The following is a 25,689-nucleotide window of genomic DNA, read 5'->3' as shown; positions in this document are numbered from 1 at the left end:
AGCAATGAGTTCTTTAATTTTATTCTCTAAATCTTGGGGTTCAAACGTATAGTTATATACACCGAGAAACATTTGCGTTAGGTTAGAGTCAGAGGCAATCATACTGTTTATGAAGTGCTGTTGATCTGAAAATGGAATATTTTTTGTGAATTGGCATGCCATTTCAAATCGTGTTTTCATTTTTGATTCCATCAAGTTTTGATAAGTGTTCGCCATTTCCTCCCAGTTGTCATCCCAAGAGCTATGTGTATTTAATATCTCACTTAGTATTCGTGATTCATAGATCGCATCATGCATGCCTTGACCTACAGCAGGATCTTTAAAGGACACGGCATCTCCGATTAAGGCCCATCCTTTGCCCATCCCTTTATACCAATCGTTGTCGTAGCCTAAAAGTCCTCTAATCGGCCCTACGAAGCGGGCGTCTTGCATTCGAGCAGGAAGATCAGTATTGCTAAATTCGGTATTAATGAGGGAGCGGAAGCCTAGCACAGGGTTGCTCCTAAAGGTTTCTCTCCACTCTATATCCTCTAGTGGGAACATAATGCCTATCACGCACAAATTATCACTTGTTGGAAACGAAATTAATAATTTATCATTAATTTTATAGAATTCAGTACATATTTCATTCTTCTGGGGATAGTGATCTAAATAGGCGACATAGGAGGCAAAATCTGTGGGAACAGATTTTAATCTCTCACTGTTTACTAATCTTCGAATTGTGGAATTTCTGCCATCTGCCCCAATCACGAGTTTGGTCATATAGCTGCTTGTATTTCCTGCTTGATCTATTCCGATGACTCCTTCTATTCTGCCATTCTTAGAAACTATGTCAGTCACACGAAATCCTTCTATCGCAGTGACTTTTTCGTGCTCTGAGGCATGTTCGAACAAAATCTGATCAAGATATGTACGACGTATACATAAACAATCCGTTTCACCATTTACTTCAGGAAAGGAACCGTCAATTATATTTTGGTCAAATTGTATATAAGCTCGCTTATATGTTGGTGTTCTGGTTGCAAGTAATCGACCTAATACACCCATTTCTCTGAGCATACCTACAGAATTATTAAAAAAGTTATGAGTGGACAAAATATCGCTTGGAAAGGTACTTCGCTCTAAGAGGAGAATGTCATATCCTTTTTTTGATAGCTCATAAGCTAATGTAGACCCTGCAATACGGGCTCCAACAATGATGACATCATAATTTTGTTTCATCCTTCCCTGCCCCCTGCCTATAGATACTAGCGTTACACTTAATTATCAGGATAAAAGTAACTATCATTATCTTTCGAAGGTTAACTTATATGTGCATATTTCGTTTATAAAACAAAAGGAAGATTGTTCGGCACACAAAAAAAAGCAGCTGTAGCACTGCTTTTTATTTAGAAAGATTTATATTACGGCTGTTGATAGAGGGAGTTATTTTGCAAATATTGAAAATATAATCTATTAGCTGATTAAATGGAATTTCTGCAAGCTTTGTAGCTTTTGCTCCGTATTCCGCTTCTAAACTTTTAATGCATTTGTCTAGCTGCTTTGCTATGTCCAACAAAAGCAAAATATTATTATCATTGATAGGTTGTTGAGAAACTGCTTCTGTTTCTGTCTGCGGGTCCTGGTGGCTGAATGCTTCATCCCATTCGGAAAATATCATCATCTTTACCCCTTTCCCAATTAAAAGTCTACGTACGTTAGTATAGTTCGCTGTTTAGGGGATTCATTCCTGCTAACTAATCTGTAGATAATTTTTAGGGGGGAGGTTTTTAAATAGATATATTTTTTTATTTGTCTATAGAAGTTGTCACAATCATGTCGTCAAAAGCAAAATCATAAAATTTACTAAAGGTTAGCGTTAAGCACGAAACTAGAAGCTTTATGAACAAAAAAACAAATTAAGTTCAATAGTAAACTTAACTTGTTTTAAACTGCCTAGATCGATAATTTTTAACAATTTTAAGGTAGCAGTTGTCCCTTCTTTGGGCTTTTCAGAGACGAGATATCCCTTTTAATAAAAGATTTATTGATTGGCCTCAAACCAGTCAGTGTATAAACCGCTTCCATTACAGCCTGGGCAATCATACGTAGGAATATAAAACGAGCTGCTGAGTGCAGGGTAAAGAATCATGCCTGCTCCGCTGCAATCAGGACAATGACCTAGTGATTGCATATTAGATTTATGTTTTTCATAACTTGCGGTTCTCCAGTTAGAAATTGTACTAAAGAGTCCCATTTACTCACCTCCCATTCATTTTTTTAGTTTGTGAGGAAGGATGATATTTTATTCTCGGATCATGATCAGCTTCACTTTTCTTTTACAAAAGAAGTGCGATTTGAACTTGAATAAAAATGGTTAACAAGGTAATCTTGTCTTATCATTCTTTATAGCTTTGAAAAGGGATGTTGTAAGTAAGAATGGGGGTTGAATGGGAATGAAGCTAGCATTTATATCTGATATCCACGGAAACGCAGTTGCACTTGAGGCTGTATTAGAGGATGTAAGTAAAAAACAGGTTGATAAAGTGTATGTGCTTGGTGATATTTGTTACCGTGGTCCAGAACCTAAGCGTTCTCTTGATTTAATTCGTTCATTACATACAGAGGTTATTAAGGGGAATGCAGATGAATGGGTAGTCCGTGGAGTTCGTCAGGGAGAAGTGCCTGATAAGATTTTGCAACTAATGAACACGGAACGTGACTGGATTGTATCCCAGTTAGACCAAGCTGATATTGAATACTTAGACAGCTTGCCTACAGAAATAAATTCTACAGTCGAAGGTATATCATTTCATGCATTTCATGCAACGCCGAACAGTCTGTTCGATATTATACCGCCAAACGCGGATGATGAAACTTTACAATCTAAAATGATGTCAACTGTGGAAGCGAATCTGTATGTATACGCGCACATTCATAAGCCGTATATTCGCTATCTTGATGGTAAAGTAATTATGAATATTGGGAGTGTTGGCTTGCCCTTCGATGGAATGAATAAAGCTTCCTATGGTATTGTCGAGATACAGGAGGATGGTTTTAGAACATCTATTGAGCGCGTGAGTTTTGATATAGAAAAGGTGATTCAACAATATCAAGAAAAGGATTATCCTAACGCAGATATGATGACACAAGTTTTGCGTAAAGCTAGAATATAAGCAAATCTTTTTAAGCTTACAATAAAACAAATCCCCCATAACGATACAATGTGTGAGTTATGGGGGATTTGTTTTTTGAGTGTGAAACTTCAACGGTGGAAACGTTTTTTTGATGATGCAAAAAAACATGAAATTTCATTTACTGTATTTAATTTATTTATCCTCAAAAACATCTAACATAAGAAAATTCATATAAAGACACCAAGTGATATTTGATAAAGAGGATTGGATTATTCTTCCTATTATATTTTTTTCTACTTAAACAAAAAGTAGGTAAGACAATAGTTAAAGGAGACGTGCCATATGACAGAAAAGAAACCAAGCTTATTTATGGCGGATTTGTTGCATTACAATCCGGCTGAGCATCATGATGATTCGGAAACGGTACAAGGGTTTGCAATCACGCATAGACAAGTGAGCAGTATGTATACAGACGGTACAATTGATACCATAGGTAATGATTCTGCTTCACTTGAAAACCCGCAATAATACTGGGTTTTCAAGTGTTGATTACGATGCTTTTTTATGATTTGATAACATTTTGCTAACAATCGTTACTTTGCCGTTTGAAAAAGTTCTTCAAACTTTCTTACAGCTTCTTCTTGCATGCCGGGCATAATGTGGCTGTATGTGTTAAGTGTGATAGCGATATTCGTATGTCCTAAACGCTCAGATACAATTTTCACATGAACGCCCGCTTTCAGAAGTAGCGTAGCGTGTGTATGTCGGAGATCGTGGAAACGGATTTTCGGTAACCCAGAGCGCTTCAAATAGAGTTGAAAGCTATCTGATAAATCATTATGACCGAGAACATTACCGAATCGAGTACAAACAACAAGGTCGTTATCAGTATACGCTTCGCCCATCTTTAATTTTTCTTTCTTCAGCCGTAGTCGATGTTGCTTTAGAGCATCTAACGTCATATCTGGAAGGGAAATGAATCTTCTTGCTGCCGTAGTCTTCCCACCCGTTTGGATTTTATTTAGGGGTGACAAAGTTTGGCGAATGGATAGGGACTTGTTTTCAAAGTCTATATCTTGCCAACGGAGACCAAGAATCTCTCCTTTTCGCATACCTGTCGTGAGTGCTAGCACAAAAGCAATATGATTTCGACTTTTTTTTGTTAATTCCATGAAGTGTTGAGCTTGTTGTTCGTCCCATACAACCAGTTCCTTTGGTTCTTCTTTTTGAGGGTCTACAAACTCGGCTGGATTTTTCTGAATCATTCCAATCTTTACAGCATACCTTAAGCAACGTTTGAGAACGTTATGGATTTTATTGACGGTAGTTGAGCTTAGGTCATTGGCAAGCGTGTTACACATTCGCTGGATTTGTGTCGCGTTTAATTTTTCTAGCGTGACTCTTCCTAAATGATATACAATGTGTTTGACGGATGTTTCGTATGAAATGAAAGTTGTTTCTTTTAGAGAAGCCTTTTTCATTTCTAACCACATGGCAAGAAGATTCTCAACTGTTTCTTTTGAAAGTTCTACATATGAACCTTCTGATATTTCTGAAACTACTTTCGCTAGTGCGGTTTGTGCTTCTTTTTTTGTAGCAAAACCGCCTTTTGTTTTTTGTTTTCTTTTCCCGCTTATTTCATCGTATCCGGTGTCCACGACATATGTCCATGTTTTACCCCGCTTGTAAGTATGCCCTTTCATCCATGTCACTCCCTTATATACAGTCTGTTACGAATTTGTTCCAAGCGTGCTTTGCACAGTTCAGGAGTTACCTTGAATAGATTAGACATTTCGGCGATACTGTCTCGATCGAGACGGATATATTGTAGCATATGAGCTGGAATTGCCGCATATTTGGTGAAATTTACCGCATCCCATTCTTGCCACTCTCGGAACATGTACGGCATTTTTCCTTGCATCCCTTCATGGCGAAGGATATGACACAACTCATGAAAGAATGTTTCTTTTTGTTTTTCAGGTGACAGGCGAGAATCCAATGTAATGATTTGAAAAAGATCAGTGATAATATAGCTGGATTCTGCCTCATCGATTATTAAAATGACATCACAATGTTCAGCGATGATATCAATTTGTAAATCGGAAGGTTTTTGTATACCTATACGTTTGTAAAAGGTAGTTACCCAATCTTCAAGTGGAGTAGTACGATAGCCAGAAAACATGAATGTCACCTCGTAGATGTATATAAAACGAACTTATGTTCTTATTGTAATATAAAAAGAAAAAGCTTGCAAAGAGGCTTTTTTAGAAATTTTATCTAAAATGTAGATTCGTTTTAGAGCAAAAAGACTCAAGGCTTCAGGAAGGTTTGTTTTAAAGCATATCGAATATTTAGTACATAAAAGGCGAACATATGGTAGAATCTTAAAAGAAAATAAATATCGGAGTGATTTTATGCTCACTGATTTTGATATTAGGGAAAAATTAATAGAGAGACTTCGTAAAGAAAACGAAGATAAGCACTATCGCATCATTGAGGAACTAGCTATTTGTGACGGTTTAGCCCGAGCAGATGTAGTTGTTGCTAATGGTGTTCTTCATGGTTTTGAAATAAAAAGCGATCACGATAGCTTAGATAGATTGTCTAACCAAATTCCTTGTTACGATAAAACTTTCGATAAAATCACTATAGTTGTGGGGAAGAAGTTTGCTGATAAAATACAAGAGGTCGTGCCTGATCATTGGGGGATAGAAGTTGCATATATAAATCGTTTTGGGAATATCTCAATTAAACGATTAAGAGGATGTAAGGTGAACAAAAAAATAATCTTAACCAACCTTTTAGACCTGCTCTGGAATCCGGAAATAAAATCGTATTTAAAAGAAAATAAAATACGAGGGTATTCCAATAAAGATAGAGCAGGCTTAAAGGAGTTGGCTATAAACAGTATCCCTTTTAAGAATCTAAGAGATTATACAAGGGAGACGTTAAAGACTAGGACTGGCTGGAGAGAAGATCTACAATGAAAGTGATATGATGATTAGTACCGATGGCACGCCATGTTGTGAGCCCGCCCGGTCTCGTGGTTTCTCCAGTCGCTTTCTCATGGATTTCATTGTCTCCCCAAGAGTAATCTTTACCCTTAAAGTATATTGAGGATACTAGAAGATTACACCCCTCTTGCACCTTCTCAATTTTTAGACCACCCTTTTTAACAGTGTCACCCTTATAGACTATATAAAAGTCTTCGGCTGTATACCGGATGTTAAATGATGGTTGCATTCCGCGTACGAATTCAAAGAAACTCCAGTGGTTGATTGAGTAATCCGAGTAGATTAGATTTACTTTTTTCTTAGAAAAATAAGGCTTAACTTTTTCAAACAGGTTTGTTTCTACTCTCGGAATAGCTGAAAGTTCATATTTCTCAACTTGCAAGGTTTCGGGGAAAGAGTTACTTGAGAAAATTACATTTCTGTACTCACCACCGATGCCCTCAATTAAATTTAAAGCTCCTCTTATTAAAAATGAGGCTTCATTGATTTTAGAGCTTTCAACATGCTGTACATCAATTATCAAATCTGTGTTACGAAGGTCTAGTTTTGTTGAGAATTCATCATAATTGAGTTCAAAATCGTCATCAAGAATTTCATGGAGGTACAGTCTCAAAGCCACGCCGTTAGCATATTCAGCGATTAGTCTGGTAATTCTCTCTTCGTTATCGGCCAATTTAATGACGGGTATAGCTTGTTCCTTGTTACACTTTCCAATCAATTTATAATATTCTTCGTCGCTTAATTCTTGGCGATATTCAGGGGAAATATCTAAGATAAAAGGACGATCTTTCCAAAAATCTTCTACGCCGTTAAAATTCCCCTTTGCAACGACATCAGGCGTGATTTCTAGTAGTGGAACAATCTCATCTTTTACGCTGTCCTTCAAAGAGTAAAGCGCATCCTTTTCGCCCTGCTTACATTTCAAAATAGGAACATACAACATACTCAAAACCTCCATTGTTAGTAATAGTTTTATATATTAACAGGAACAATCAAGTGAGATGTAAGTTCCTCTGGATGCAGCTTCTCCTAAGTGCTCCTAGGAATACCCTCTATTCCTACATATTTTCATGATTTGTATTTATTTATTGCACCATAAAAAATTTTAAAAAGAAACTTTTCCGTTTTTCACTGCCATTCGTTCTTATTAGAGAACGGTTGTTACCAAGAGTAGTCTCCCAAGATGACGAATTAGAAAACAAGTGATCATTTTTCACAAGCAATCAAGTCTTTATCGCGATCCTTACTTTTATTAGCATCATATAGCGCCTTTGAAACATGTGGTTTGTATTTTGTTTTTCCGCCTTTGTTTTTCTATAGTAATTATTTGAATTATTGTATAGTAACCACCCCCTTAAAATACTGTTTAGACTAAAAATGCGTAATATAAGGAATATTCAGATATTTGTTAATGAACTAAAAACACGCCAAATAAGCGTGTTTTCATGTGATGTCTATTCATGATGTGTGACGCTGTGCAGTATTCAATGTCTGTAAGCATTCCTAAATAACAGTGAATTTTGTTATATGCTTAATCAAATTTGCGGCTTTTGCCGCTCCGTTGCCCTATGTAACATGCATCGGTATGTAATATAAATAACGTATCAGAAATTCGTATTTAGCTCTTCTCCTGCTGTTTCTTCCGCTCCATAGCCTTATGTAACGTATACTCGAAATGCCTCTTGATGTCCTCAACATCCTCTGGCGAAAGATTCTTCCATTTTTCAATATCGAAGAAGCCCATGCTTTTAACGCCGAGACTTTCTAAGTAATTAGTGATTTCGGTGAGGGAGTCGTAGGGTTGGTCCGGAGAGGTATTAGGTACATTTATCCTCCCTAATAAGTAATCGACAGAGACATCAAAAAAGTCAGCTATCTTTTTAATCGTTTCTGGTTCTGGTTTACGATCTCCCGATTCGTATCTTGATAATTGTACATTCGAAATACCCAGTGCCTCTGCAACGCGCTTTTGGGAGTAATTATGTCGTTCTCTGATTGATTTAATTCTATCTGCTAATACATCCATTTTGTTCTCCTCCTTTCACCGTACTATTGTCAATACATTTTACCACATTGGTAAAACACAAAAAAAAATATTTGCCGAATCGGATAAAGAACAGTTGTTTTTGCCAAAATGGTAATATAGAATAAAGTCATAAGTTACCGATTTGGCAAAGGTGGTGAGATGCAAGGTGCTAAAGCTTAAAAAAGTTGATTTAAAAAAAATCAAATCATTACGTAGAAAATCCGGGATTTCATTGCAGGAAATGTCTAATATCTTGGGATATAGAAGTCCTAATGGTTATTATTACTTAGAAACAGGAAGATGTGCATTTCCTGCCGATAAATTAGCAAGAGTTGCTGACGTATTTAACATTGGTATGAGCGAGCTTTTTTTTGAAGATTAAATTGCCATTTTGGCAAAAGTATCTTATTTATTAGTTTGCACAAAAGGAGAGGACACCATGAAAAACATCCATGAGTTAGGCTTGATTCTCTTAGTTCAACATTCCGTAATGAATGTTGTTATTAATCTTCATGATGACTCAGCATACAGCAAACAAGATGCAATAAAAGATTTACTTAAATTAGTTGATGAGCTGAATAACTCGAGACCATACGTAAATATTGACGAAGCGAGGTGACAACATGAGTTACGAGCAAATCATGCAAGAAATTGTTGAGAAAGCCATTGAAAAGGCAATTCCTCAAATTGTAGAAGCGGTAGCCGGGAAAGTTTCAACAGGGAACATGAATCCAACTATGACTTTGGAAGAAGCAGGGGTCATCCTGCATCAGAGCATGACAAAAATGTATGAGTTGGTTCGTCGTAAGGATTTCCCAGCCATGAAGGTAGGAACAAAGTGGATTGTACTTAGTGACAAGTTTTATGAGTGGATGGAAAAACAGGCTGATGGAAAGGAAATTTGCTAATGAACCCATTCGAGTTTTTACTTTATGTGCTGGTATTAGCGCCAGTCGTCACAGTAGGGAGCTTCCATTGGTTATACATCAAATATATCAAATAAATAAGGGGAGAAATCGGAATGGACAAAGATTTAGTTTTTGTAAGCAATGGGGAAGCAGTAACTGACAGTCTTACAGTAGCGGAGGTTTTCAACAAGCGTCATGCAGATGTAATGCGTGATATTGAAGTACAGATTGCAAAGTTAGAAGAAGTTGGTGAAGAACAATGGGGTCTACGCAACTTTGCTCATACCCAATATCAGCACAAACAAAATAAACAGATGTATCCCAAATACAATTTGACGGAAGATGCGTTTACGATTGTCGCTATGGCGTATACAACTCCGGAAGCCATGAAAATGAAAGTGAAATTCCTACAAGAATTCCGGCGCATGAAAGAGGAGTTGCAAAAACGAACAATGTCACCGCTCCAAATGATTCACACGATGACATCCGAAATGATGAAGCATGAGGAACGGTTAAACCTTCTTGAAACAAAAGTTGAGGAGCAAATTACTATCGACCACGGTGAACAGCGTAGGGTCCAGAAAGCAATCGCCAGTCGGGTATATGAAGAAGTAAGTGATAAAATTCGTCGTTCAGAATTGTTCGCTGAGCTATACAGAGAAATCCGTGACCGGTTTGGAGTTGCAAGTTATCGGGATTTAAAACGAAAAGATTTACAGCTGGCTATTCGCTATATCGAAGGATGGATACCTCGGAGAGAGGTGACAGCATGATAACAAGCTTTAAGAGTGCCTCACTCTCCACTCAGGTTTTGCCGGAGAATCTGGAGGAAGCTGTGAAAATCCGTGCTGAATTGGAATATGTGTCAGGCCATCAGTGGAAGGCGATTGATAACGATGATAACGCAGCATTCCGCATTTGGAAACTTCGTGAAATTGAATTGCAAACACGCCTGAATGAATTGAAAGACGAACGAACAAAAGTGCAGATGGTGATTAATCGCATGGAGGAGATTGGAGCAAATGCCGATGTGATTCGGGCGTATCACTTGAAGGAGGTGAGCGAATGACAGTGGTAGAGCGTATGGTAGCACTTGAAGAAGCAATCGCAAAAGCAGTGGCACTTTTACAAGAAACTCCACAATGTCCTGGTGTTGAGGATTTGGAAGATATCGATGAAACAATCGATGAAGTGTTGGAAGTGTTACAGGCAGTACAAAAGTAAAAAGCCTTCCTGTTGCAGCAGGAAGACCATTGAGAAAAAACAGTTTAGATTAGTTTACCACATATAAGGAGGAAATACCATGCAAGCAAAGGTGCTAGTGAACACGCTTGGCATGAACCATGATGAATGGTTGCGATATCGAACAAAAGGCATCGGCGGCAGTGATGTAGCGGCAATCATGGGTCTTAGTAAATGGAAATCTCCAATTGGTGTGTATTTAGACAAAACAGGTGCAGTAGAACAAGAGGAATTGCAAAGCGAAGCTGCTTATTTTGGAAATGTCCTAGAGGAAGTAGTAGCAAAGGAATTCAGCTTACGAATAGGTTTAAAGGTACAGCGCAGGAACGCTATTCTGCAGCATCCCGAATACTATTGGATGCTCGCAAACGTGGACCGTTTAATTGTTGGTGAAAAAGTTGGTTTAGAGTGCAAAACAACATCGGCATACATGAAAAAAGAGTGGGAAGGTGATGAGGTTCCTACGGCTTACCTCCTCCAATGCCAGCACTATATGGCAGTTACAGGCTTTGAGGCATGGTGGATTGCGGTGTTGATTGGTGGCAACAAGTTCGTTTACAAGCGCATTGAGCGTGACGAGGAAATCATTCATTACATTACAAACATTGAAAAAGATTTTTGGATTAATCATATTGAGAAAAATGAACCGCCGATGTTTGATGGTACACCAGCTTCAACAGAGCTGCTTAAGTCAATGTATCCCGAATCACTGAGAGATAGCTTTGTTAGCTTAGGTAAGGATGCTGAAATGCTCATTGAAGCACGGAATCAAGTTGATGAAGAGATTAAGGCCTTAGAAACACAAAAGGCTGAGTATGAGAACAAGTTGAAGGCCATGCTTGGCGAAAACGAAGCAGGCAGCACAGAGAAGTATCAGATTACTTGGAAGTCTGTTAGTTCTAAACGCTTTGACAGCAAACGTTTTGCAAAAGAACATCCTGATTTCTATGAAAAGTATGTCAATGTCACAAACTCGCGCCGATTTTTGGTCAAATAAGGAGGAACTAATCCATGGCAACTAACGATAAATTAAAAGGTCAATTAGCACAACGTAATGCAGATAAACCAGCTACACCGGAACAATTAGTAGAAGGTTATATGAAGAAAATGGCGCCACGTATGGCGGAGGTACTACCGAAACACATGAATATGGATCGCATGAGTCGTATTGCTCTTACAACTATTCGTACGAATCCGAAGCTTTTAGAATGCAGTGTCCCTTCCTTAATGGGTGCCGTAATGTCAGCTGTTCAATTAGGTCTTGAACCTGGTTTGCTTGGTCAGTGCTATATCTTACCGTACAAAAAAGAGGCTACATTCATCATTGGCTATAAAGGCATGATTGACCTTGCTAGACGATCTGGACACATTCAAAGCATTTATGCTCATGCAGTATATGAAAATGATGAATTCGATTATGAACTAGGGTTACATCCGAAATTGACACACAAGCCATCGTTTGGAGAGCGTGGAGAATTTATCGGTGCGTACGCGGTAGCTCATTTTAAAGATGGCGGTCATCAGATGGAATTTATGCCAAAAAGTGAAATTGAGAAACGCCGCAAGCGTTCACCGTCTGCAAACTCCAGTTATAGCCCTTGGACAACAGACTATGAAGAAATGGCAAAGAAAACAGTAGTTCGTTATATGTTCAAATACTTACCGATCAGTATCGAGGTACAGTCACAAGCACAGCAAGACGAAGTGGTGCGCAAGGATATCACGGAAGAACCGGAATACATCGAAGCGGATATTGAGATTGTTGACCAAGAACAACCGCTGGAGCCGGAACAAGGTTCGTTCCCGATTGAAGAATGATAGATAAACGTCCTGTTCATAATGTGCTCCTCTCTTCAGCTTGGAGAGAGAAGGCACAGGATAATGATCATTTTCGGCAACTTATCCTTGATTACATGGGACGAGCATATCCAGATTATCAGGTCTTGAAATTGAAGAAGAACAAAGAATGCTATATCGCAGTATGCGAGAGGAAGTGAACAGCATGAATGAACAGGTTATGAAAATTGCACAAATTAATTTGCGCGGCAATGTTATGGACCATGGATGGTTCAAGAGCATTACCTTACCGAACGGGAAACCATATATGGTTGCAATCGTAATTCTTGGTGAAATTTTTTACTGGTACAAGCCAACAGAAGTAAAGGATGAACAAACAAGCCAGGTGTCCTACAAGCAAAAATTCAAGGCTGACAGGCTTCAAAAGAGTTATCAGCAATTAGCAGATTCGTTTGGATTTACGAAGCGTCAAGTAGTTGATGCTTGTAAGTATCTCAAAGATAACGGATATATCACGCTGGAGTTCCGAACAATCTCTGTGAATAGTGTTCCGCACAGCAATGTGATGTTTATCGAGCCGGTGGCTGAAGTAATTAAGAACATATCGACCCTCTACCGACAAAACGAGATACCTCCCACGTTAAAAAGTGATACCCTATCACGTTATAACGGGAGACCCTCTCACGATAAAACGGGAGACCCTCCCACGCTAGAACGTGAGACGTATACAGAGATTACTACAGAGAATACAACAAATAAAAAAGAGGACGACGATATACCTCGTCATCCTATTCCCAATTACATGCAGGATACAGTATATGCAAAAGTACTTCGAATATACCAAGAAAACATAGGAGACCTCCCACCGATCTATCACGAGGAATTTGGAGAGTTTCTAGATTTACTCGGTGAAGAGTTGATGGTAGAAGCAATCAAACGAGCGGCAGGGAAAAACAAACGCTTCTGGCGGTATATCGAAAGCACCTTAATGAAATGGAAAAACAATCAATGCCGCACTCTTGCGGATGTTAAAGCGCTAGATGATCAACAAAAAGGCGGTGGAACGAATGCAACACATCGGAGTGGCTATGGAAGCTATTCTCCAGCGAGCCGAAGCTATGCAGAAGAAGATGCAAACAGACGAAGAAGCATGCCAAGTTTCATCAAACGGGTATAAGTGCTCGAAATGCAAAGACAGCGAGTTTGTCTTCAGGAAAGAACCGCAGATTCGCTATGACAGTGAAGGGCAGGAAAAAGTGTACTACGTGGAAGTGGGAGAGCCTTGTGATTGTCGGAATCAACGTAGGCTAGAGCGCCGCTTACAAAACGCTCTGATTCCAGAAGAGTTTGCCAATGCTCGGTTTGATAGCTACATCCAAGAAACCACAGCGCAGCAGTTGTTATATAAAACCATGGCTGATTATTTACGAGCGTTTCCTGAGATCGAAAGAAAAAGGCATAATTCACTCGGTTTTATGGCTGAGTTTGGAGAGCTTCGTATCCGGCAGCTTCCGCCGAAAGAACGGGCAGAAGCGAAGCTGAAATATAACAATTTCGGACTCGGTAAAACACATCTACAGGTAGCTGCTGCGAAGTATCTAATGAAGCAGGGGGAAGGCAAGCGTGTACTGATGATTGCGGATGCGAGTTTTATGGACGACCTCATTGCAGCAAAGATGGCAAAAGACGACGGTGAGGAATTGAATCGCCTTCTCGGATATGCAATTTCGGTAGATGTGCTCATTTGGGATGATATGGGGAAATCAAAACACTCAGAAGCAAAGGAAAACCTGTATTACCAAATCATTGATGGTCGATATCGCAAGAAAAAACCTATTCTCTTCAGTTCTAATGAGGACGATGAAACATTAGCGGAAAAGATTGGGTACGCAGCATGGAGCCGGCTTCAAGGGATGGCAAAGGATTATCTTGTTGCTGTTTCAGGCGATGATTATCGAACGAAAGGATGACAAGCATGTGTGAATGTAACGGTACAGGCAAGCTTATACAGCTGTTAGGCGCAGGGATATTATCATTCGTCCCTTGCTCCTGTGAAGTGGCTCAGGAAGGCATAGCACGCTCTCGGGAAAGAATGGCAGAGTTTGAAATACGTTTGGCAGCAGCGGAACAGGAGTTAGTGAGATGTATAAATCACGCGTAGCAGTGGAACGGAGAGCAACGTATATCGCGTTAGAAGACCTGAATTTCTTATGGGATGAGGATGACGTACTCAAGTTTCGTGAGATGTGGGAAGAGGGTCTTTCTCTTCCTGCTATCGCAAAGCAGCTCAAGCGCAAGCAAAACGAGGTTGTTGTTCTCGTCTTGGATCAGGCAGAAGAGGGGAAAATCAAGCCTCGTAGAGGCGGTCTATGGGGATGGGTGATGATGTAAATTATGGGAACTGAATTCGAGGGAATCAAACCTGGTGCGAAAGTCATACCGCTCGATGAAACCTGTTCTGAGTGGCAGAAAGCGAAGGGAATGGGACAGCCTTACTTAATGGTTATGGCGGTTCGATATGAGTTGTCAGGGAACGTATGCGCAGTCACAGCTAATGAAAAGAGTCGGTTCGTAAAGGTTGAGTGGCTCTCAGAAGAAAAACTTATCCCCTATGAAGATAAGGCATGGGAGGAACTGCTTCAGGAATGCAACAGGTTCTGGTTACTTATGAGAATTGATCAGGCGCTAGATGAACGGGATGAAGAGACGTTTCGGGATGCGGTGAAGGCATTGAAAGAAATAGAATGATTGTTTTGTAGCAAAAAAAGAGTACCAGTCTCTCTTTAGATTTTCGAGGCTGGTACCCTGTTTATCAAAAAACTCATTGCTTGGGTTCAGGCTGATCAGAGTTCAAACCACTTCCTTTGCAGTAAGGACATTCATATGCCGCCATATAGATAATGTCGAATGCAGAAGTGCTGAAGATAAATCCACTTCCGCTACAATCTGGACATTTGCCAAGTGATTGTTTTTTAAGTCGACGCTTTTCGTATCTTTGAGCATGCCAATGCAAAAAGCTACTAAAGAACCTCATTTGTTCACCCCTAATCATTTATTAATAGTTTATGAGGAAATTAGATTTTTACTCACAGTTGAATGAGAAAAAGAGTCGGAGGCAAACCATTGGAACATACAAAGCTTATGAAGTCACTGTAGACTAAACCGTCTGAGGGTGAATGAGAATTACAGAATAAGGTTAAGGCGTTACAGTTCGGAAAATGGGAGTTTTATTTAAATAAACGCGGTATCCCTAGGGATGTTGGGAAAGGAATGTTATCTGTGAAAAGACCTGAAGTAATCAAAATTAATGTAGAGGACATGTCTATTCAACAAAAACTGGAGAATGGGAAAGTATTAGTATTGATATTGGACGGTGTAAAAGGTACAGCAACAAAAGTAGAAGCTCCAGAACATGGTTTAACAGTTATTGAAACCGCTAAGGGAAAGTCTGCGAGGGTAAAATTTGAGTGTGGATATTTGATATAGAAAACTAAGATATTACGATTGGTTGCTTAAGCAGAAAGTAGTAGAATTTAAATTAGGAGGGATCTACTATGGCTAATCGTATTAGTATCAAACAATTAATGCAGGAGATGAATTTGTCCCGAACAACGTTAAATAAAATGATTGAAGAGGGGATGCCTCATGTTCAAGAGAAAAGGGAAAAGTGGTTTGAATTAGATCAAGCCCTTAATTGGTTTAATGAGGTTCGAAGAGAAATTACAGAATTACAGATTGGTAAGGAACTAACTAATGATCAACTTTCTTCAATTTTCGGATGTGGAACACAGGGGGGGATGAGACGTTCCCATAAAACAAATACATTGATAATTATTTCAGACCCTTTTAAGTCTTTGTATGAAGACAAGTGGGATGAAGACATATTGTATTACACTGGAATGGGGAAAATCGGTCCTCAGGATATAAATAGTGATCAAAATAAAACATTAAACGAATCCAATACAAATGGTGTAGATATCTTTTTATTTGAGGTGTTTTCGCCTAAAAAGTATAGATTTATGGGGCAAGTTGAACTAGTAGCCGTCCCCTTTCAAGAGTATCAGCCAGATGAAAATGGTGACTTAAGAACTGTTTGGATGTTTCCAGTAAAAATCAAAGGGGACACAAACACTACTCCAAAGAAAGATTTATTAGCTAAAGAAGAGAAGAAGGAAAAGGAAGCTGAAGGTCTAAGTTATGATGAATTATTAAAAAGAGCAAGGTATGCTGGTAAAAAACCAAGTAAACGTAATACTAGTGCTACAGCATATGAAAGAAATGCCTATGTTACAGAATTTGCTAAGAGAAGGGCAAATGGTGTATGTGAACTGTGTGAGCAAAAAGCTCCCTTTAAGGATAAAAAAGAAAAACCTTATTTGGAGACACATCACATTGTTTGGCTATCTAGAGGAGGAGACGATACGATAGAGAATACAGTAGCACTTTGTCCTAATTGTCATCGTAAAATGCATGCATTAGATTTAGAGGAAGATAAAAGAAAGTTATTAGCGGTGGCCAGCGCTAGCACCGCAACAGTATAGCTTGGGTATCCTTAAAAGGATTGGATTCCAGATCGAGCAAGGACTATTTCACTTTGATTTTTTGGAATAGATGTTTATATATTTATGTCCAAGACCGAAAGCGTGAGGGCACTAAACGAGCAGTAACAACTGTTTGTTTGGTGTCCTTTTTATTTTGTTAAGGGGGAAAAGAATGGCAGATTGGAAAACGGAGAAACAAAAGCTCAAGGGTTGGAAGAAGGATGCTATTGAGGTAAAAGTAAAGCGTAAAAGCAAAAGAAACGAAAAGGGAAAGTAGAAGCACTAGTACAGCCGATTAAGAAAGAATTTAGCCGTCGTGACATTTTAGATTGCATGAAAGCACCTCGTTATGAACGCCGCAGAGGAGCTATGCGCCAGAAGTGAAGGGGGAACAGCTATGCAAGACCTCATTCGGCAATACAGCAAAGCGTTGTATCAGGTAAATAAAGCGAAAGAAACGGCACCAGAAGATGAACAAAGGATATTAGGCAGCATGGCGAGTGATTTACAGTATGCGTTGGAATGGATGAAAACAGCAAGGCGGCCAGGGAATCGTCGAGGAATCGAACGAAGAGCAGCATATCAACGAGATCGTCTGCTTGATCCTGTTCTCATGCAGCGGTACTTTAGGAGCCAAGAAACAGAATACGGTTGGGATGAAGGATTGAAAGAAGATGTAGTAAGTGAATGGGACCGGGTTAGAATCGAGGAGGCGCTATCAACGTTGACAGATCGGGAAAGGGAAGTTTATCTCATGAGCCGAGGGTATTGTTTATCTTATGGAGAGATTGCTCGTTATCTAGTAATTTCAAAGAGCGCAGTACAAATTATGGTGGAGCGTGCTGAAAAGAAAATCGAGAGGCAAGTACATGAAAGTCTGTTTTGCCTGCATGGATAATTAATTGTTTATATAATAAATTTTTTATATCTACATTAGGACCATCACAGATATAATTAAGATGACTTTACTAATATATTCTTAGTTAGGATAGAGGTGTGATAATGATTGAAGAGCAAGTGTTCCATTTTTATAAGTATGGTTTAAGTACTTCAAATCTAATACTTAAGTATCTACGTAGGAATATAATCATTTTTACCTTGTTACAAGTAGTTTTTATTGTAGGTTTAGCGTTATTTTATTTCTTTATTTATCGGGCACCATTTCCGATTTTAAGCCTTTTATATGTTATACAGGTTTTTATTGGTACGTATATTTTTTTGAATTCCCCAGCTAAAAAAGTAGTCCAGCATAAGTATGGACTTCCAATAGACAAAAGATTCTTTAAACATTGGGCTAATAAAGAGTGGCAAATGTTTAGTTTATTAGTTTTGAGCGTTTTCTTGAGTAAAAAAGGTATCTCTAATAAGGAAAAGATAGATGGGTTAATAGACCTTCTGGAGAAAAAAGAGAAACTTTATACAAGTAATTTTAAGGTGCTCGCGGGGATCTTTTTAGTATTTACAATCCCTGCTTGGTCAGCTTTTAATACATGGATTTTTAAATTTAATTCAAGTTTAGAGAGTGCGGTTCAATATCTGTTAAGTATTATGCTCCTCGCATTCATTCTAGATGTTTTTGTAGGAATGCTTAGGTTTAATATTAAGGATTTATACACATCTGATAAAAAGCATATATTTTATTTAATTAATTTGTTAGAATCTTTGTCCTACATTCATCAATTGTCACAGGACTCAGATTCGTTCTCTGGTTCCAATAACGTTGGCAGTCCTACTATTAAGGCAAAGATTGTTAGTAAAATCTTAGAGGATTATCATAAAAAGTATTATTGACCTGAAATAAGTACTTTGTGTGTTATGTGGCAATATTAAAGAGTGTGCTCTAAATTATGATTGGGTGAGAAGAAGAGAAAATTAAAAAGCAAATTCAAGAAAGCCTCTTCTGCCGATGCAGTTGAGGTTTTTTAGTAACTTTTATTAGAATATTACATGAGGTATCTACAATCGTAATCTGATTGGGGGCAAATCAGAAACCTTTATCATCTAATCGTGCTAGAAGGTTCGCGTTGTATAACAAGTCTGGTTGGAACTAAGTGTAATAGATACAGTTAGCTTGTATTTGTAATACTCTTTAGAAAATATTTGATTTATTATATATATGGTGTATGAATTGTTCTAATGCACTAATAGACATAGCGACTGACAGATAGTCATGTTGAGAAATTAAACCGCATTTATATAGTTGCTTACATTTTTAGGTATATTACGTGGTATAATCTTATAAAATGTGCGGCTGATATTTTTAAGGTTTAGAAGTTTCTTTGCAAATAATATACATTACTAATAGGTGCTTGCTATGAAAAAAAAATCGAGATACAAAGAGATAAATACAATAATATTTAATAAATTAGGTAGTCTGTTTGAAGAAAAAGGCTGGGTAATTGATGATGAACATAACGACTCTAGTTTGTTTAGTCGTTTTTGTGAGTTGTTAAGTCGTTTAAATGTAGAGCAGCAAGAGTTCATAATTGATTTAACACGTAGATATCAAAAGGTGAATTTTGATGACTATACTAAATTAATAAACGAACTATTAAATCAAATGACGGAGAAATTAGATTATTTTAAAGAGCTAAAAACTCTTTATGTAATGCCTTTAGTGCCAGAGAAAGATCGAAACAAAATTAAGAGTTCCACACTAGTAGCTTATCTATTTCAGTCGCCACAGTTAAAGTACAACCCAAATATTTCTGGATTGGATTTTAAAGTGAGAAATGAGTTGACTCCTAGGGAGGTTAATAGAATAAATGAATCTCCGAAGACCAGGCTACTGTTGGTTGACGATTTCATTGGTACGGGTGAAACGGCCTTAAATGCATTTAATTTCTATAAGAAAATGGGGATAAAAAGCGAGAGGATAATCATAGCATCGCTTGTTTCTTTATTTAGTGGGTACAATTTGATCAGGGAGAACGATATTGAAATTTTTTCAAGTAAAATAAATAAAAGGGCATTATCGGATTATTATAATGCTAAGGAATTAGCAGAGAAACTAAATATTATGCAATCAATTGAGGAAATTGTTGGACCTCATGATGATTATAAGTTTGGTTACAAAGGCTCAGAAGCCTTAATTACCTTGGCCAGAACACCCAATAATACGTTTCCAGTATATTGGTTAGAAAAGGCAAAAGGGAGCAGGGTGCCTTTTCCGAGAGGAGGAAATTGATTGTGTTTAAGCATGACAAAAAATTGATACTTGTAATTTTACATTTGGTAAAGAATAATGGGAATGTTCAAGGGATTATTAGTTCAGATGTAAGCTTCTCGAGAATTTATGGTTATATAAGCCATCTCAAAAGGAACGGATTAGTCACAGATATGTATGAGGAGTTAAAAATAACTGAATTGGGATTGCAAATGATTGATAAATTAAACAAAGAGCTTGGATATAATCACTCTGAGAAATGGATTAGTCCGCAATATGAATATGTTATTGAAAAGTGGGATAAATTTAAGGTATACTTACCTTGAATTTATATTTTTGACCTTTACAAAAGACCTTACTAGACTCAAGGCTTATTAAGCCAAGTATGACGAGTCGTCATGCTGAGAAGGACTTATTTTCAAGCCCTGTGTAAAACATTTAATGCTCCGGGAGGCGCTGTATAAATGTCTTACACAACCTTAGGCTCCGCCACGGTTTACTCCCACCATGTCGACAAAAAGCGCGTCAACATGGTGGGAGTAGAGGATAATGGAGTGATAGTAGTAGGTTTTGTAAAGGTCAATTTTATTTAGAGGGGACTATTAAGCATGATTTGGGAGAAGTACAGGAGAAATTTTACAGATGCCGCTCTTAAAGCTGGTCATGATGATTTATATATCAAAAAGAATCTTGAAAAAGCACACCTCCTTTATTCTCAGGGGCTTCCCATTATATATGACCAAAAGCACCTCTCTTACCTTGTTGGTTATAGTATTGAATATTTATTAAAGGTATCCAATTCCCAAAAAAGTTTCTATAGATATTTCAAAATACCGAAGAAGAATGGTGACTTCAGGAGTATTGCTGAGCCATTGCCTAACCTGAAATCTATACAAAGGTGGATTTTAGAAGAAATATTATACTCATGTAAGACAAGTGAATTTGCTAAAGCTTACAAAAAAAATGTTTCTTTAAAAGAGAATGCAAGGTTTCATCGCAGACAAAAAAAGGTGTTGACTATAGATATTAAGGATTTTTTTGGAACAATTAAAGATTTAGAGATATATGCTTTTTTTAGCTCTTTAGGCTATTCAAGAGATGTATCTGCCATGTTAACTAATTTATGTACTCTAAAGGGAACACTTCCTCAGGGGGCAGCTACTAGTCCGGCTTTATCAAATTTAGTAATGAGAGATATTGATAAGCGTATAGCAGCATTTTCTAGAGAAAATAGAATTCGGTATACAAGGTATGCTGATGATTTAACATTTTCTGGGGACTTCCAAGAGGGAAAGGTCATTAAGTTTGTCGACAGTGTACTGAAATCTAAAGGATTTGCTATAAACCATGAGAAGACAAGAGTTCGGCTTCCTCATCAAAGGCAAGAGGTAACTGGAATTATAGTTAATGAAAAAATTCAGGTATCACGTGAAATGAGAAGGGAATTACGAAAAAATATTTATTACATAAAGAAATATGGACTAGATTCCCACTTAATGACTGTAAAAAGAGAGAAATATGAGTACTTAAAACATTTGTTAGGTACAGCAAATTATATTTATTCAATTAATCCTCGGGATAGTGAAATATATGAGTATCTGGAATATCTTAGAGAACTATGGCGAGAGGAAAATCGTGCATAGAAAAATAGATATTTTTAATAAGTTAAGAAGCCTCTTCTGTGTTGTGGATGAGGTTTTTTGTCGTACGGTTGCCACCTATACACCTATATAAGGTAAGTCCAAGTTGGCGGTCTAGAAAAGCATAATCAAATGGGCATAGGGATGAGTAACCAATTTGTTATGAATTCGTATAGTAGTATCCTATAGGAGGGATACATTTATGCCTTGGCAACAATATATGAGTTCTTTGATAGGTCAACCCGTTGGTGTTTCTTTGATGAACGGTCAAGGAACTTCTGGTGTTTTATGTAACGTAGATGGAGGGTACATTTATTTAATGGAGTACTTATACCATACTCAATTTGCTATGAAGCACTATGATCTTCGGCAAATTCAAGATATACGTCCTTTCCCGAGTTGTCATCAGCAGCAACCTTTATACTAAACTAATTCCTTTTTATTCACATTCATAGAGATGTTAGATTCTGAAAGGAATTATATTTGAAAGCGGATTGCTGCGGCAGCTCGCTTTTTTGTCGTACGGTTGCCATCTATATATGAACTTGAATACTATGTATGTTGTATTCGGTGCTGGACAAGCAGTAGCGGAAACTGCTGACTTGTTCGTTAGTCAAGGTATCAAGACTAATATTTGATTCGAATTGAAAATCATAATGCAATAACCAAACTCTTCAGAAAATGCTTTTGGCTTGAGTGGAGAGTTCCCAGCCTCTCCCGTTTTGTTGACCTCATTCTCTTCTGTTATGTACTGGATCGAATATCAGAGAGAGTGAGTTGAATGAAGCGAAAGCTTTGACCCCCTTTTATGCATGCCGCTTGCCTATTGGCGAGCGGTTTTTACATTTAGATGAAAGGATATTATCTTTTTTTGACGAATGTAGGTAGGTGGAAGGGGGAGGAGAGTATGAGTGATTGGCGGCAAGCAATGTATGACTCTGTTAAACAGATTCAATTTAGCAGAGGGATTGATTCTAAGGAGAAAGTTTTTGATTTTTTTAAAGAGGAGTTTAAGGGATTGATTCAACCCTTGTCCTATTATGAAGGTGTATGCGAAATTAGAATTGAAGAAAATGAAGCAAGGTTTATTATAGGAAAAAACGGGTTGTTGCTACACGAAAACTCTGATAATGGATATATCGGAGTTTATATTTCAAGAATCAGCAGTTCTTCTCAAGATTTTGAGGAGTGGGGAGCGATTTATTTTAATAACCCAACGTACATAGAAATGAAATTACCTGCAATCCAAAAAGGTAAAAAACTTTATTTAGATTCTAATGTTGTCGATGTCTTATTTAAGGCAGCATTTGAAACGGTTTGGATAGACTAGTTATAAAGGCATCCTTTCGAGGGTGCTTTTTATTTTGCAAAGCGACTAGCACAAGGAGGAGTTTACAAAACAAACTCAATTCCAATTCATCGGAGGTGGGGTGACATGTAGTGGCAAGACAACGCAGCCCAAACCGCGAAAAAGCCTTTGAACTCTTCAAAGAACATAGCGGAAATATTACAAATCGCAGGATTGCGGAACTGCTGGACGTTCCAGAAAAAACAATCGGCGGCTGGAAAGTAAAAGATAAATGGAATGAACAATTGAACGGAGTACTCCAAATAAATGAACGGAGTACTCCGAAACGAGGCGCTCCAAAAGAAAATAAGAACGCGGTCGGCAATAGTGGAGGAGCTGCACCAAAAGGTAATAGCAATGCTGTAACACACGGATTTTTCCGCCGTATCTTTCCAGATGATGAGGAAACATTGGCTATTGTTGATGAGATAGGCACGAAAAGCCCTATTGATATGATATGGGAAAATATCGTTATCCAGTATGCAGCTATTGCGAGAGCTCAAAAAATCATGTTTGTTGAAAGTAAAGAAGAAATGATAAAAGAGCTTAAAAAGAGGAAGTATGAAATTGTCCCAAAAGAAGATGGCGGGTTTGAGCAAATGACTACCGAAGAGGAGTATGAATTCCAATTCGCTTGGGATAGGCATGCGACTTTCTTAAATGCACAGTCTAGGGCAATCTCTACCTTGCAGAGTCTTATTAAACAATTCGATGAAATGGCCCATATTGACGATGAGCGCCGCTTGAAGCTTGAGCAAATGCGTTTAGGAATTAAGAAGACTGAAGCTGAAACAGATTTCGCGCAAATGCGTGCTGCTAAGCTTCGCGGAGATAAGAAAGATACTTCCATGCTTAATGTTCTTATCGAAGGTCGTAAACAGTACGAACAAATGATGAATGGACGTGAGAATGATGAGTAAAAACATCGTTTTTAGTCCAAAACAACTTCAGACGATTTACAGACCTTATAATTACACATTTGATGTGTTTGAAGGGACACCAAGGAGCGGGAAAACAACAGCAGGACATTTTCGTATGGCTGATTATTATACAATGACGCGTGATACAAATCATTTAATAGTTGCTTACAACCAGGAGCAAGCCTATCGCTTATTTATCGACGGTGACGGAACAGGCTTAATACACATTTTTAATGGTTTGTGCGATATAAAGCACGATGAACACGGTTCACACTTAGAAATACACACTCCAGCTGGCGTAAAAAAGGTGTATTACAAAGGCGGAGGAAAGAGTAATAGTGTCGGTGCTGTTACAGGTATGTCGCTTGGCAGCGTTGTATTTTGTGAGATTAATTTGCTTCATATGGCTATGATTCAAGAGTGTTTTAGGCGTACATTCGCTGCTCAAGACAGATATCATCTTGCTGATCTGAACCCTCCGTCGCCAAACCATCCGATTATTAAGGAAGTGTTCGATGTACAGAATACACGTTGGACACATTGGACGCCTCATGATAACCCAATTCTTACAGAAAAGCGTAAGCAAGAGATTTATGACATATTACGTAAAAACCCTTATTTACTTGCCCGAGATTGGGAAGGTAAGCGTGTTATGCCTGAAGGTGTTATCTATGGAATGTTTGATATGGAGAAACATATCCTTCCTGCTTTGCAAGGTAATCCAATTGAAATGTATTTCACCGCAGACGGCGGCCAAAGTGACGCCACTAGCTGTTCGTGCAATATCGTGACGCAGTATAAGGATGAGGAAACAGGGAAGCTAAAGTATCGCTTAAATCGTGTTGCTCATTATTATCACAGTGGCGCAGAAACAGAACAAGTGAAGGCGATGAGCGTATATGCCAGAGAGATTAAAGAGTTTATTGAATGGTGCGTTAAAACATTTCAAATGCGTTATTCTGAGGTGTTTGTGGACCCTGCTTGTAAATCATTGCGTGAAGAGTTGCATCTGCTCGGCATTAGAACGAGCATCGCAAATAATAATGCAAAAGATGTGAAGGGATCTGCTAAAGGAATTGAGGTTGGTATTGAGCGTGCGCAGAACGCCATAACAGAAAAGTATTTCTGCTTGGTTGAAGAGAAAGAACCATACGGCCATTATCATTTTCTGAAAGAAGTTGGAATGTACTGCCGCGATGCAAACGGAAAGCCGATAGATGAATTTAATGACGCAATGGATGAATTTAGATACAGCGTAAATTATTTTTACAAACGTTACGTCGTATAATCATTATTGATGATATTAGATATTTTATGTATAATATCATTAAGAGGTGATTATATGGAGAAGTACATTTTCTATAATGGCTTGAAATTCACAAGGGATGACAAAACAGGGTATTATTTAAATTCGACGCATCGAAAAAGGTTACACCGTTATGTGTGGGAATGTCATCATGGAGAAATACCAAAAGGCTATCATATACACCATATAGATCACGACAAAAGCAATAACGATATAAGCAATTTAAAGTTAGTTGAATCGAAAGCGCATGTTACGATGCATAGTGCAGAAAGAGGTTTAACGCATTATGAATACTTAGTGAAGAATCTCGAAGAAAATGCGCGTCCTAAAGCTAGTGAATGGCATGGTTCAGAGGAAGGGCACGAATGGCATAAAGAACAGTACAAATACTTAAGTGATTGGCAAAATAAGAAAGTTGAACATAAGTGTGAGCAGTGTGGAGAAGGGTTCCTTTCTCATGATAGAAGTAGAATTAAATTTTGCTCTAATAACTGCAAATCAGCTTGGAGAAGGGCGCAAGGTTTGGATAATGTAAAAAGAAAATGCGCTGTTTGTGGGAATGATTTTGAAGTGAATAAATACAGCAAGACAAAAACGTGCTCTAGGAAATGTGCTGGAGAATTAAGAAAGCGCTCATGATGATGAGTGCTTTTTATTATGCCTTC

At 38.1% G+C, this 25,689-nt stretch carries 36 protein-coding genes and 2 pseudogenes; 30 read left to right on the top strand and 8 right to left on the bottom strand.

Features of this window, described 5'->3' with window-relative positions; all coding sequences use genetic code 11:
- The 3 genes from AAHB12_RS15790 to AAHB12_RS15780 all read right to left on the bottom strand — a co-directional run.
- Nucleotides 1-1,221: NAD(P)/FAD-dependent oxidoreductase (locus AAHB12_RS15790; protein ID WP_342045963.1), on the bottom strand; the 1,221-nt coding region annotated here is incomplete at its 3' end.
- 163 nt (nt 1,222-1,384) lie between these two features.
- On the bottom strand, nt 1,385-1,663 hold the full coding sequence (locus AAHB12_RS15785) for a hypothetical protein (protein WP_342045962.1): 279 nt from the start codon (nt 1,661-1,663) through the stop codon (nt 1,385-1,387).
- Between the two features lie 360 nt (nt 1,664-2,023).
- The gene (locus AAHB12_RS15780; RefSeq protein WP_129726199.1) at nt 2,024-2,236 is read right to left on the bottom strand and encodes a methionine aminopeptidase; all 213 of its coding nucleotides are present in this window, start codon (nt 2,234-2,236) and stop codon (nt 2,024-2,026) included.
- Between the two features lie 199 nt (nt 2,237-2,435).
- On the opposite strand from AAHB12_RS15780, the gene AAHB12_RS15775 reads away from it, so the two are divergent.
- Both AAHB12_RS15775 and AAHB12_RS15770 read left to right on the top strand, forming a co-directional pair.
- Entirely contained in the window at nt 2,436-3,155 is a 720-nt protein-coding gene (locus AAHB12_RS15775) for a metallophosphoesterase family protein (RefSeq protein WP_342045961.1), read from the top strand.
- 303 nt (nt 3,156-3,458) lie between these two features.
- Entirely contained in the window at nt 3,459-3,644 is a 186-nt protein-coding gene (locus tag AAHB12_RS15770) for a YozQ family protein (RefSeq protein WP_129726201.1), read from the top strand.
- A 65-nt stretch (nt 3,645-3,709) separates the two neighbouring features.
- On the opposite strand, the gene AAHB12_RS15765 is transcribed toward AAHB12_RS15770, so the two are convergent.
- Together AAHB12_RS15765 and AAHB12_RS15760 are read right to left on the bottom strand one after the other, a co-directional pair.
- A complete protein-coding gene (locus tag AAHB12_RS15765; RefSeq protein WP_342045960.1) occupies nt 3,710-4,819 on the bottom strand; it encodes a site-specific integrase in 1,110 nt (369 codons plus the stop codon).
- A gap of 5 nt (nt 4,820-4,824) precedes the next feature.
- On the bottom strand, nt 4,825-5,298 hold the full coding sequence (locus AAHB12_RS15760) for an ImmA/IrrE family metallo-endopeptidase (RefSeq protein ID WP_342045959.1): 474 nt from the start codon (nt 5,296-5,298) through the stop codon (nt 4,825-4,827).
- 232 nt (nt 5,299-5,530) lie between these two features.
- On the opposite strand from AAHB12_RS15760, the gene AAHB12_RS15755 reads away from it, so the two are divergent.
- Nucleotides 5,531-6,103, top strand: a complete 573-nt coding sequence (locus AAHB12_RS15755; RefSeq protein ID WP_342045958.1) for a sce7726 family protein — start codon at nt 5,531-5,533, stop codon at nt 6,101-6,103.
- On the opposite strand, the gene AAHB12_RS15750 is transcribed toward AAHB12_RS15755, so the two are convergent.
- The 3 genes and pseudogenes from AAHB12_RS15750 to AAHB12_RS15740 form a co-directional block, all read right to left on the bottom strand.
- The gene (locus tag AAHB12_RS15750; protein WP_342045957.1) at nt 6,072-7,073 is read right to left on the bottom strand and encodes a beta family protein; all 1,002 of its coding nucleotides are present in this window, start codon (nt 7,071-7,073) and stop codon (nt 6,072-6,074) included. The two genes, AAHB12_RS15755 and AAHB12_RS15750, sit on opposite strands and share 32 nt — an antisense overlap.
- 263 nt (nt 7,074-7,336) lie before the next feature.
- Nucleotides 7,337-7,444 (bottom strand): annotated as a pseudogene (locus tag AAHB12_RS15745) (excalibur calcium-binding domain-containing protein); the annotation flags it as partial.
- A gap of 304 nt (nt 7,445-7,748) precedes the next feature.
- Nucleotides 7,749-8,156 (bottom strand): helix-turn-helix domain-containing protein, encoded by a 408-nt coding sequence (locus AAHB12_RS15740; RefSeq protein ID WP_342045956.1) that lies wholly within the window; start codon nt 8,154-8,156, stop codon nt 7,749-7,751.
- Between the two features lie 166 nt (nt 8,157-8,322).
- Between AAHB12_RS15740 and AAHB12_RS15735 the strand changes: the two genes are divergently transcribed.
- The 27 genes and pseudogenes from AAHB12_RS15735 (at nt 8,323) to AAHB12_RS15610 (ending at nt 25,663) form a co-directional block, all read left to right on the top strand.
- Nucleotides 8,323-8,538 (top strand): helix-turn-helix domain-containing protein, encoded by a 216-nt coding sequence (locus tag AAHB12_RS15735; protein WP_342045955.1) that lies wholly within the window; start codon nt 8,323-8,325, stop codon nt 8,536-8,538.
- A gap of 57 nt (nt 8,539-8,595) precedes the next feature.
- Nucleotides 8,596-8,775: a hypothetical protein gene (locus AAHB12_RS15730; RefSeq protein ID WP_342045954.1), complete on the top strand. Its 180-nt coding sequence runs from the start codon at nt 8,596-8,598 to the stop codon at nt 8,773-8,775.
- A gap of 4 nt (nt 8,776-8,779) precedes the next feature.
- A complete protein-coding gene (locus AAHB12_RS15725) occupies nt 8,780-9,064 on the top strand; it encodes a helix-turn-helix domain-containing protein (protein ID WP_342045953.1) in 285 nt (94 codons plus the stop codon).
- A gap of 113 nt (nt 9,065-9,177) precedes the next feature.
- The gene (locus tag AAHB12_RS15720; protein WP_342045952.1) at nt 9,178-9,837 is read left to right on the top strand and encodes a Rha family transcriptional regulator; all 660 of its coding nucleotides are present in this window, start codon (nt 9,178-9,180) and stop codon (nt 9,835-9,837) included.
- Nucleotides 9,834-10,133, top strand: coding sequence for a hypothetical protein (locus AAHB12_RS15715; RefSeq protein ID WP_342045951.1), 300 nt, complete (start codon nt 9,834-9,836; stop codon nt 10,131-10,133). Before AAHB12_RS15720 ends, AAHB12_RS15715 begins: the two co-directional genes overlap by 4 nt.
- Nucleotides 10,130-10,288 (top strand): hypothetical protein, encoded by a 159-nt coding sequence (locus AAHB12_RS15710; RefSeq protein ID WP_342045950.1) that lies wholly within the window; start codon nt 10,130-10,132, stop codon nt 10,286-10,288. Before AAHB12_RS15715 ends, AAHB12_RS15710 begins: the two co-directional genes overlap by 4 nt.
- A 79-nt stretch (nt 10,289-10,367) precedes the next feature.
- Nucleotides 10,368-11,303: a YqaJ viral recombinase family nuclease gene (locus tag AAHB12_RS15705; RefSeq protein ID WP_342045949.1), complete on the top strand. Its 936-nt coding sequence runs from the start codon at nt 10,368-10,370 to the stop codon at nt 11,301-11,303.
- A 14-nt stretch (nt 11,304-11,317) separates the two neighbouring features.
- Nucleotides 11,318-12,124, top strand: coding sequence for a recombination protein RecT (recT, locus tag AAHB12_RS15700; RefSeq protein WP_342045948.1), 807 nt, complete (start codon nt 11,318-11,320; stop codon nt 12,122-12,124).
- A 184-nt stretch (nt 12,125-12,308) separates the two neighbouring features.
- Nucleotides 12,309-13,280: a DnaD domain-containing protein gene (locus AAHB12_RS15695; protein WP_342045947.1), complete on the top strand. Its 972-nt coding sequence runs from the start codon at nt 12,309-12,311 to the stop codon at nt 13,278-13,280.
- The gene (locus AAHB12_RS15690; RefSeq protein ID WP_342045946.1) at nt 13,222-14,073 is read left to right on the top strand and encodes a DnaA ATPase domain-containing protein; all 852 of its coding nucleotides are present in this window, start codon (nt 13,222-13,224) and stop codon (nt 14,071-14,073) included. The genes AAHB12_RS15695 and AAHB12_RS15690 overlap by 59 nt, the downstream gene beginning before the upstream one ends.
- Before the next feature lie 5 nt (nt 14,074-14,078).
- Nucleotides 14,079-14,264 carry a hypothetical protein gene (locus tag AAHB12_RS15685; protein ID WP_342045945.1) on the top strand — a complete coding sequence of 62 codons (186 nt, stop codon included), beginning with the start codon at nt 14,079-14,081 and terminating at the stop codon, nt 14,262-14,264.
- On the top strand, nt 14,246-14,494 hold the full coding sequence (locus tag AAHB12_RS15680) for a helix-turn-helix domain containing protein (protein ID WP_342045944.1): 249 nt from the start codon (nt 14,246-14,248) through the stop codon (nt 14,492-14,494). The genes AAHB12_RS15685 and AAHB12_RS15680 overlap by 19 nt, the downstream gene beginning before the upstream one ends.
- Nucleotides 14,495-14,497: 3 nt before the next feature.
- The gene (locus tag AAHB12_RS15675) at nt 14,498-14,851 is read left to right on the top strand and encodes an IDEAL domain-containing protein (protein ID WP_342045943.1); all 354 of its coding nucleotides are present in this window, start codon (nt 14,498-14,500) and stop codon (nt 14,849-14,851) included.
- A gap of 549 nt (nt 14,852-15,400) precedes the next feature.
- Nucleotides 15,401-15,589, top strand: coding sequence for an XtrA/YqaO family protein (locus AAHB12_RS15670; protein ID WP_446715570.1), 189 nt, complete (start codon nt 15,401-15,403; stop codon nt 15,587-15,589).
- 68 nt (nt 15,590-15,657) lie between these two features.
- Nucleotides 15,658-16,644 carry an HNH endonuclease gene (locus AAHB12_RS15665; RefSeq protein ID WP_342045941.1) on the top strand — a complete coding sequence of 329 codons (987 nt, stop codon included), beginning with the start codon at nt 15,658-15,660 and terminating at the stop codon, nt 16,642-16,644.
- A gap of 172 nt (nt 16,645-16,816) precedes the next feature.
- Nucleotides 16,817-17,028 (top strand): annotated as a pseudogene (locus AAHB12_RS31825) (hypothetical protein).
- Nucleotides 17,029-17,041: 13 nt separating this feature from the next.
- Nucleotides 17,042-17,542, top strand: a complete 501-nt coding sequence (locus AAHB12_RS15660) for a sigma factor-like helix-turn-helix DNA-binding protein (protein WP_342045939.1) — start codon at nt 17,042-17,044, stop codon at nt 17,540-17,542.
- A 104-nt stretch (nt 17,543-17,646) separates the two neighbouring features.
- Nucleotides 17,647-18,435 (top strand): hypothetical protein, encoded by a 789-nt coding sequence (locus AAHB12_RS15655; RefSeq protein ID WP_342045938.1) that lies wholly within the window; start codon nt 17,647-17,649, stop codon nt 18,433-18,435.
- 523 nt (nt 18,436-18,958) lie between these two features.
- A complete protein-coding gene (locus AAHB12_RS15650) occupies nt 18,959-19,831 on the top strand; it encodes a phosphoribosyltransferase (protein WP_342045937.1) in 873 nt (290 codons plus the stop codon).
- 2 nt (nt 19,832-19,833) lie between these two features.
- A complete protein-coding gene (locus AAHB12_RS15645; protein ID WP_342045936.1) occupies nt 19,834-20,136 on the top strand; it encodes a winged helix-turn-helix domain-containing protein in 303 nt (100 codons plus the stop codon).
- A gap of 138 nt (nt 20,137-20,274) precedes the next feature.
- Nucleotides 20,275-20,403: a hypothetical protein gene (locus tag AAHB12_RS15640; protein ID WP_342045935.1), complete on the top strand. Its 129-nt coding sequence runs from the start codon at nt 20,275-20,277 to the stop codon at nt 20,401-20,403.
- 15 nt (nt 20,404-20,418) lie between these two features.
- The gene (locus tag AAHB12_RS15635) at nt 20,419-21,453 is read left to right on the top strand and encodes a retron St85 family RNA-directed DNA polymerase (RefSeq protein ID WP_342045934.1); all 1,035 of its coding nucleotides are present in this window, start codon (nt 20,419-20,421) and stop codon (nt 21,451-21,453) included.
- Nucleotides 21,454-21,652: 199 nt separating this feature from the next.
- Nucleotides 21,653-21,877: a hypothetical protein gene (locus AAHB12_RS15630; RefSeq protein WP_342045933.1), complete on the top strand. Its 225-nt coding sequence runs from the start codon at nt 21,653-21,655 to the stop codon at nt 21,875-21,877.
- A 480-nt stretch (nt 21,878-22,357) separates the two neighbouring features.
- A complete protein-coding gene (locus tag AAHB12_RS15625; protein WP_342045932.1) occupies nt 22,358-22,780 on the top strand; it encodes a hypothetical protein in 423 nt (140 codons plus the stop codon).
- Nucleotides 22,781-22,890: 110 nt separating this feature from the next.
- Complete coding sequence (terS, locus tag AAHB12_RS15620; protein ID WP_342045931.1) at nt 22,891-23,718, top strand: phage terminase small subunit; 828 nt, start codon at nt 22,891-22,893, stop codon at nt 23,716-23,718.
- Nucleotides 23,711-25,006, top strand: a complete 1,296-nt coding sequence (locus tag AAHB12_RS15615; RefSeq protein WP_342045968.1) for a PBSX family phage terminase large subunit — start codon at nt 23,711-23,713, stop codon at nt 25,004-25,006. Before terS ends, AAHB12_RS15615 begins: the two co-directional genes overlap by 8 nt.
- Nucleotides 25,007-25,060: 54 nt before the next feature.
- The gene (locus tag AAHB12_RS15610; protein ID WP_342045930.1) at nt 25,061-25,663 is read left to right on the top strand and encodes an HNH endonuclease signature motif containing protein; all 603 of its coding nucleotides are present in this window, start codon (nt 25,061-25,063) and stop codon (nt 25,661-25,663) included.
- The last annotated feature ends 26 nt before the right edge of the window (nt 25,664-25,689 follow it).

Source organism: Bacillus sp. OTU530 (genome assembly GCF_038440375.1).
Note: the sequence above shows the minus strand (reverse complement) of the source record. Positions and strands in the feature narration are given on the sequence as shown.